Genomic DNA, 7,326 nt, shown 5'->3' on the forward strand with positions numbered 1-7,326 from the left:
GCCGACGAGATCAGAATCGCGTTCCGCGCCTCGCCCATATTCGTGTACAGGACGGCGGAGAGTCCGGCACACACACCTGCTCGGCCGGTGTCCGGCCGTACTCCGATCACCAGGCCGCCTTCGGCCGACGCGCCCTCGGCGACCGCCGCCATCACCCCGGTTCCGCCGCCGCACAACACGACCGCGCCGGCCCGAGCCAGCAGCCGGCCGACCTCCCGCGCGGTAGCGGCCTCGGTGTTCGTGCAGTCGCGCGGCCCGCAGACCGCGATCTGGACAGGGGGCATCTCGCACACTCCTCGGACCAGCCGATAGGTGATGATCAGGCTGATCCGGTCGGATGTCACCGCCCGCGATGGGCGTTGAGCGACAGGCCGAGTCCGGCGACGGTGAGGCCCAGCAGACCGAAGACCGGTTGCAGCCAGAAGAACTGGCCGATGATTATCGGCTGCACCGCGACCCAGCCGACCAGCAGCGCACCGCTGCACACCGCCATCGCGGCCGCCCGATGATCGTTTCGAATGACCGCGGCGGCCGTCGCCGCCATCGGAACCGCCACGAGCAGACCGAGGAGCACGGCTGCGAGAACCGGACTGTGCAGGGGCAATCGCGCCTCGACAGCGGCACCGAGGTCGGCACCGCCACCGGCGAGACCGATGGCCCCGGCCGAGGCCCAGAACGCGATGAATGCTGCCACGCCCGCCAGCACCGCGCGGGTCAGCCGGATCGTCTTGACCTCGGTGGAAATCGTCATCATTCGACAGTGCCCGGTCGGCCACCGGTTGGGGCAGGGCCGAAGGTCGTTGCTTTGCCAGGCCCTCGGCCGAATCGAGGCGCATCACGGCCCCGGCCTCGTCAGCCCCCGCACCTCGGCGCGTTCCGGGCCTACTGCCGCGGCGGGAACGGTGGCAGCAGCGGCGGAATGGTCGGCACCACGATCGGCGGCAGACCGGGGACGACGATGGTCGGTGGTCCCGGGGGCGCGGCCGAGGTGGTGGTGGTCGGCGCCTGCCAGTTGGGAGTGGGCGCGGCCACCGAGGCGTTGGTGGCATCGGTGGTCGGCGCGACCGAGGGGTCCGCGGAGGCGCGGGGCGGAGCGTCGGGAACCGAACTGGGGGCTGAGGTGTTGCTCTGGGAATCACCGCGGAGAACCGATTGGCCCCAGCCGAGACCGATCCCGAGCGCCGCGACGACGACCAGCGCACCGACCGCCACCCCGGCCACGCTCAACTCCCGGCGGCGACCGGCATCGACGGCGCCGACCTTGCCGCCGGGTGCGCTCTTGCCGCGCGCCTTGTTGCGTTTGCGGGCGCGTCGCAGCGCATCCTCGGACAACCACACCGGCGCCAATTGCACGGTGTCGTCGGCGAATCCGGGCCCGGGGGCCTGCGGGACGGGTGCGGGTGCGGCCACCTGGGCCGGGCGGGCGAGCAGCGCCGCGCCGCGCACGATCACGGTCTCCGGATCGGCGGGCACCAGCACGGGCATGCCCATCCACCGCTCCAGAATGCGCGCGATCAGCGGGATCCGGGCACACCCACCGATCACGAAGACCGCCTGCACGGCCTGTTCGGAGCGCATCATCACATCGCGGGTCATGCGGGCCGACGATTCGACGGCGAGCATGATCAGCGCTTCGAAGTTCTCCTGCGACAACAGCACCAGGCCGTGCTCGGACGGGACCGCGACCGCCGTGGTGCTCGACAGCTGTTCCTTGGCCTGCCGGCATACGCCGTCCAGGGCCGCCAAACCCTGTGCGGTGGGCGGATGTTCGATCCGGCCGGAAGCGATCTGCTGTTCACGGATCAGCGAATCCAGATAGTCGCCGCTGATGTCGCTGGTGCGCTCGCTGTGGCTCACCTTTCCGGATTCCACGTCGATCACGCTGACCGAGAGTCCGGAACTGCCGAGGTCGTAGAGCGCGACCGTGCGATAACCCTGCAGTTCACCGGTGGCGCGCAGGAATTCCCGCGCCGCCGCGACCTCGGGCACGAGTTCGTAGTTGGTGAGCTGACGGCGGGCGAGGGCGCCCCGCAGCGTGCGCGCGTGTTGTTCGTTGCGATAGGCCAGCGCGGTCGCGGCGATCTCCGGCGCGGAACCGAAGACGGCGCCGACGGTTTCGGCGGCCACATCGTCCATGGACTGCTGTTCGGCGACGGGCATCGCCTGGACGTCGAAGGCGGTGGAGACGAATCGTTCGGCGGAATTACCGGGATGTGGGATCGCGACGCGAATGGCGCCGGCCCCCACCGAAACTCCCAGTACCGAACTCATCTGCCGCCCATCTCGTTTCACGCTTCACGACCGGTACGCCCGACCGCCGCCCCCACGGCCTGCGCTGGGCCGTGCGAGCGAAGCCGGGCCGCTGTGCGGGCCCGATGCTCATGCCGCAGGGCGCCGCCACTCTACCTGGCTCCCGCCACCCTACGACGTGCCGAGTCCCGCGTACACCCATCCCGCGGCGGTCCACTCGGCGCGCTCGAGACAGTTGCGACCGTCGATGATGGAACGCCCGCGCACCACCGGCTCGAGGTCGCGCGGCGAGAGTGCGGTGAACTCGTCCCATTCCGTGAGAACCAGCACCACATCCGCTCGATCACAGGCCTCCGCCACCGAGGTCGCGTAGTTCAGCGTGGGAAACACCCGGCGCGAGTTCTCCAGCGCTTTCGGGTCGTAGACGGTGACCACGGCCCCGTGCAGCTGGATCATTCCGGCCACGTTCAGCGCGGGCGAATCGCGCACATCGTCGGATTCCGGTTTGAAGGCGGCGCCCAGCACCGCCACATTGGCGCCCAGCAGCGAGCCGCCGCACGCCTTGGCCGCCATATCGACCACCTTGGTGCGCCGGCGCATATTGATGTTGTCGACCTCACGCAGGAACGCGACCGCGTGATCGGCGCCGAGTTCCCCCGCGCGGGCCATGAACGCGCGGATGTCCTTGGGCAGGCAGCCGCCGCCGAAGCCGAGCCCGGCGTTGAGAAAGCGCCGGCCGATGCGGGCGTCGTGACCCAGCGCGTCGGCCAGCATCGTGACATCGGCCCCGGTCGCCTCGCAGACCTCGGAGACCGCGTTGATGAACGAGATCTTCGTGGCCAGGAACGCGTTGGCGGACACCTTCACCAATTCCGCGGTGGCCAGGTCGGTGAGCAGGAACGGCACCTGCGCCGCGATCAGGTCGGCGTAGATCTCGCGCACCTGCGCACGCACCCATTCGGCGCGTTCGCGTTCGGCGTCGACACCGAGGACCAGCCGGTCGGGCCGCAGGGTGTCACGCACCGCGAACCCCTCCCGAAGGAATTCCGGATTCCAGGCGACTTCGATGTCGGTGCGGGCACGGGCCCGCATCCGGCGGCCCAGTTCCGCGGCCGTGCCGACGGGCACCGTCGACTTGCCGATCAGCACCGACGGCCGCTCCAGCAGCGGCGCCAGCGAATCGGCCACGGCATGGACATATTTCAGGTCCGCGCCGTATTCGCCCTTCTTCTGCGGCGTGCCGACACCGAGGAAATGGGCGTCGGCGTGCGCGGCCGCCTCCTCGTAGGAGGTGGTGAAGCGCAGTCGCCCGGCATCGAGATTGCGGCGCAACACCGCCTCCAGGCCGGGTTCGTAGAACGGCACGACGCCGTCGGACAATTTGGCCACTTTGCCGGGGTCGATATCCACCCCGAGCACCTCGTGACCGAGCTCGGCCATGCAGGCGGCATGGGTGGCTCCCAGATATCCCGTCCCGAATACCGTCAGACGCATAATCGATTGATACGTGCCGGGTATGGCCGGTCCGCGTCCACGAGGCGAGGGCGCAGGCAACAGTGGGTGTACAGGGAGAAACCGTCGCCGATCAGCGCATTCGCCGACCACCTACCATCGCAGGGTGCGAAAAAGGTGGTGGGTGCGCGGTGCGGTGGGGGTCGTGCTCGTGCTCGCCGTCGCGGTGGCGGCGCTGTGGCCGGTGTACGTGCGCCCGCGGACCGACACCCCGCACGCGGCCGATGCCATCCTGGTGCTCGGCGGAGCCCACGACGGCCGCGAGGAGCTGGCGCTGCGCCTGGCCCACGACGGTTACGCCCCGCAGGTGGTGTTCTCCGATCCGTACGACCACTCCCCGCTGATCAACCGAATCTGTCACGGCGGCTACAGCTTCCGGGTGAGCTGCTTCGATCCCGAGCCGCGCACCACACGCGGTGAGGGACGCGAACTGGCCGCCCGCGCCGCCCGCGAGAACTGGCGGCGCGTGATCGTGGTGACCTTCACGCCGCACATCTCCCGCGCCCGGTATGTGCTCGGCAAGTGCTGGGGCGGTGAGATTCTCCTCGTCGACGCGCATCCGCACATCGGTGCCGCGCGATGGGCCTACCAGTACCTGTATCAGTCCTCGGGGTACATCAAAGCCGCATTCGAGGACTGCTGAACCGGTCCGGCATCCGCGGCGGGGGCCGGACCGCCACCCTATCGCTCGGTACCGGTAAATCCTTGTGCCGCACCGCTTTCCGGAAGCACAGGCCCCGAATAGCCGGCGATACGCACCCGCTCGTCCATGCGATCGCGGATGTGGCGAACGCGTTCGTCCACCGAGGTCCGCGGCGCGTACGCCGACACCGAGAGGGCATACAGCGCGGCCGCGTCGCCGGACTCCGCCCGCCGTTCCTGCAGTGCCACACCGAGGTCCGTGCCGTATCCCAGGTCGACGGCGGCGCGGTCGGCCCGGTAGTCGATGCGGCGCACGACCGGCACGAGCGCGCAGGCCGCCACCTCCGGAGCGATGCGCAGCAGCAGTGCGGCCGGAAGTCCCACGATCACAGTGGTGGCCGCGATCGCCGGGCAGGCGACCAGCACCCGGCTGACCGCACTCCAGCCGATCCCGAAGATCCGGGCCGCCGGTGGCGTCATCCGCCGCGTCAGCCACGCTCCGACCGCGGCCGGACCCGAGAGCAACACCCGCTCCAGCCATACCAACGGCAGATTGAAATATCGGAATACGAACTGGCACAGCGCTACTCGTCCTTCGGACCGATATCCGAGTTCACGGGCCAGCACCGCTTCGAGTTGCCGTGGGGGCGCACCGAGTACGGCGGAGGGGACCGCGATCATCCGCCGGGGCAGCAGCAATTCGCGCTCGCTCTCCCGGATCCACAGCGAGTGCGAGGAGGAGGCGATGCCGGACCGCCGGGCCACCCGCTCCCACGCCGTCGTCAGCGCGTGCCGCTCGGCGGAGGTGGGCGCACGCACCCCGAAACGTGCCGTCAACCACCGCCGCTCGGCGCCCAGGAAGAACACCACCGCGACGAGTACGCACACCGCCAGCCACGCGATGGCGAGGATGCCGAGGGTGCCGAAGCCCATCGCCAAACCGAGCCCGTAGAGCAGCACCGTGAGGATCGCGGCGGTGGGTGCGGCCGCCAGTACCAGCGCCGTCCAGGAGCGGATCCGGTCGGTCGCGGAGGGCCGGATGGCCGCGCCCGCACCGGGGTCGTTCGCCTTCGCTGTCGAGTCAAAGGTCATGCACCACGGTAAAGGGAGAGCGCAAAGCCGCACGTCGCGGGGCGTTACACGGCGGTAACCGAGCGGCAAAACGGACACCACACGGGACCTGCACCCTCGAAAGGCCGCGCCGAGCGCGGAAACGATGAGGAGTAGATCGTGGTTGATGTGCAAACCCGTCCGGCGACCGCTGCCGCCGCGACGAAGGAAACCCTCGAGGACTACACGCTGCGCTTCGCGCCCCGCAGCTACCGCAAATGGAGTCCGGCCGTGGTGGGCGTCTCCGCGCTGGGCGGCATCGCCTATCTCGCGGATTTCTCCATCGGCGCGAACATCGGCATCGCGAACGGCACCGGAAACGCGTTGCTGGGCATCGGAATCTTCGCGATCGTCATCATGATCACCGGATTTCCGCTGGCCTACTACGCCGCCCGCTACAACATCGATCTGGATCTGATCACTCGCGGCAGTGGGTTCGGCTACTACGGTTCGGTGATCACCAACCTGGTGTTCGCCTCGTTCACTTTCATCTTCTTCGCCACCGAGGGCTCGATCATGGCGCAGGGCCTGAATCTGGGCCTGCACATTCCACTGTGGCTGGGTTATCTGCTCTCCACGGTGCTGATTTTCCCGCTGGTCGTCTACGGCATGAATACGCTGGCGAAACTGCAGGTGTGGACGACGCCGCTGTGGCTGTTGCTGATGGTGTTGCCGTTCGCGTTTCTGCTGATCCGCCACCCTGATTCGATCGATTCGTTCTTCGCCTACGGCGGTAAGGACGGTGCGGGAGTGAGCCTTTCCGGTGCGCTGCTGGCCGCCGGCGTCTGTCTCTCACTGATCGCCCAGATCGCCGAGCAGATCGATTATCTGCGGTTCATGCCGCCGAAAACCCCGGAGAACGCGCGCAGATGGTGGGGCTGGATGCTGCTGGCGGGGCCGGGCTGGGTGATCTTCGGTGCCGTCAAACAGGTCGTCGGCCTGTTCCTCGCGGTCTATCTGATCGCGAATCTGCCGGGGGCGCAGGACATCGCGAATCAGCCGGTGCATCAGTTCCTGGAAATCTACCGCGATATGGTTCCGTCCTGGCTGGCGATGACGCTCGCGGTGGTGCTGGTGGTCATCTCACAGATCAAAATCAATGTGACCAACGCGTATTCGGGTTCGCTGGCGTGGACCAACTCGTTCACCCGCGTGACGAAGACCTATCCGGGCCGGCTGGTATTCCTCGGCGTGAACCTCGCGATCGCGCTGATCCTGATGGAAGCCAATATGTTCGACTTCCTCAACGACATCCTCGGCTTCTACGCCAACTGCGGTATCGCCTGGATCGTCACCGTCGCAACGGATATCGCGGTCAACAAGTATCTGCTGAAGCTCTCGCCGAAACAGCCCGAATTCCGGCGCGGCATGCTCTACAACTTCAACCCCGTCGGCCTGGTCGGTTTCGGACTGTCGGCGGTGCTGTCGATCATGACATTCTTCGGTGTGTTCGGCGCGGCGTTGAAACCGTATTCGCCGATCGTCGCCGTCGTGATCGCCTTCGTCGCCACCCCGCTCACCGCCGTCCTCACCAAGGGCAAGTACTACCTGCGCCGGGGCGACGACGGAATCGAGCTGGACATGTTCGACGAACACGGCAACCCCTCGGGTGAAACCCTCACCTGCCACGTCACCGGAATGGACTTCGAACGCCCCGACATGATCGCCTCCGCGGTTCCGGGGCCGGAGGGCGAAATCCGATACATCAGCTCACTGGCGCTGTCGACGGACAAGTCGGGCGCGCACGTGCTGCCGCCGGGCTGACCTACCTCGGGTCGGCGACATGAGCGGCGGCCGGTTCGGAATATCAGG

Annotated in this window: 6 protein-coding genes and 1 pseudogene; 2 read left to right on the top strand and 5 right to left on the bottom strand. The window is 68.0% G+C overall.

The window, feature by feature from the left end; genetic code table 11:
• The 4 genes and pseudogenes from A5780_RS37135 to A5780_RS37150 all read right to left on the bottom strand — a co-directional run.
• Positions 1-344: pseudogene (locus A5780_RS37135) on the bottom strand (hypothetical protein); the annotation flags it as partial.
• Entirely contained in the window at positions 341-751 is a 411-nt protein-coding gene (locus A5780_RS37140) for a hypothetical protein (RefSeq protein WP_063011367.1), read from the bottom strand. The gene A5780_RS37140 and the pseudogene A5780_RS37135, both read right to left, overlap by 4 nt.
• Positions 752-882: 131 nt before the next feature.
• Complete coding sequence (locus A5780_RS37145; RefSeq protein ID WP_064911360.1) at positions 883-2,271, bottom strand: Hsp70 family protein; 1,389 nt, start codon at positions 2,269-2,271, stop codon at positions 883-885.
• A gap of 150 nt (positions 2,272-2,421) precedes the next feature.
• A complete protein-coding gene (locus A5780_RS37150) occupies positions 2,422-3,744 on the bottom strand; it encodes a UDP-glucose/GDP-mannose dehydrogenase family protein (protein ID WP_064911361.1) in 1,323 nt (440 codons plus the stop codon).
• A 124-nt stretch (positions 3,745-3,868) separates the two neighbouring features.
• Between A5780_RS37150 and A5780_RS37155 the strand changes: the two genes are divergently transcribed.
• A complete protein-coding gene (locus tag A5780_RS37155; RefSeq protein WP_063011369.1) occupies positions 3,869-4,405 on the top strand; it encodes a YdcF family protein in 537 nt (178 codons plus the stop codon).
• A gap of 38 nt (positions 4,406-4,443) precedes the next feature.
• Here the strand turns inward: A5780_RS37155 and A5780_RS37160 are convergent, their stop codons facing one another.
• On the bottom strand, positions 4,444-5,496 hold the full coding sequence (locus A5780_RS37160; RefSeq protein ID WP_063011371.1) for a hypothetical protein: 1,053 nt from the start codon (positions 5,494-5,496) through the stop codon (positions 4,444-4,446).
• Between the two features lie 138 nt (positions 5,497-5,634).
• Between A5780_RS37160 and A5780_RS37165 the strand changes: the two genes are divergently transcribed.
• Positions 5,635-7,278: a cytosine permease gene (locus A5780_RS37165; protein WP_227463076.1), complete on the top strand. Its 1,644-nt coding sequence runs from the start codon at positions 5,635-5,637 to the stop codon at positions 7,276-7,278.
• Positions 7,279-7,326 lie beyond the last annotated feature (48 nt).

The sequence above is a fragment of the Nocardia sp. 852002-20019_SCH5090214 genome (assembly GCF_001665865.1).
Lineage (GTDB): Bacteria > Actinomycetota > Actinomycetes > Mycobacteriales > Mycobacteriaceae > Nocardia > Nocardia nova.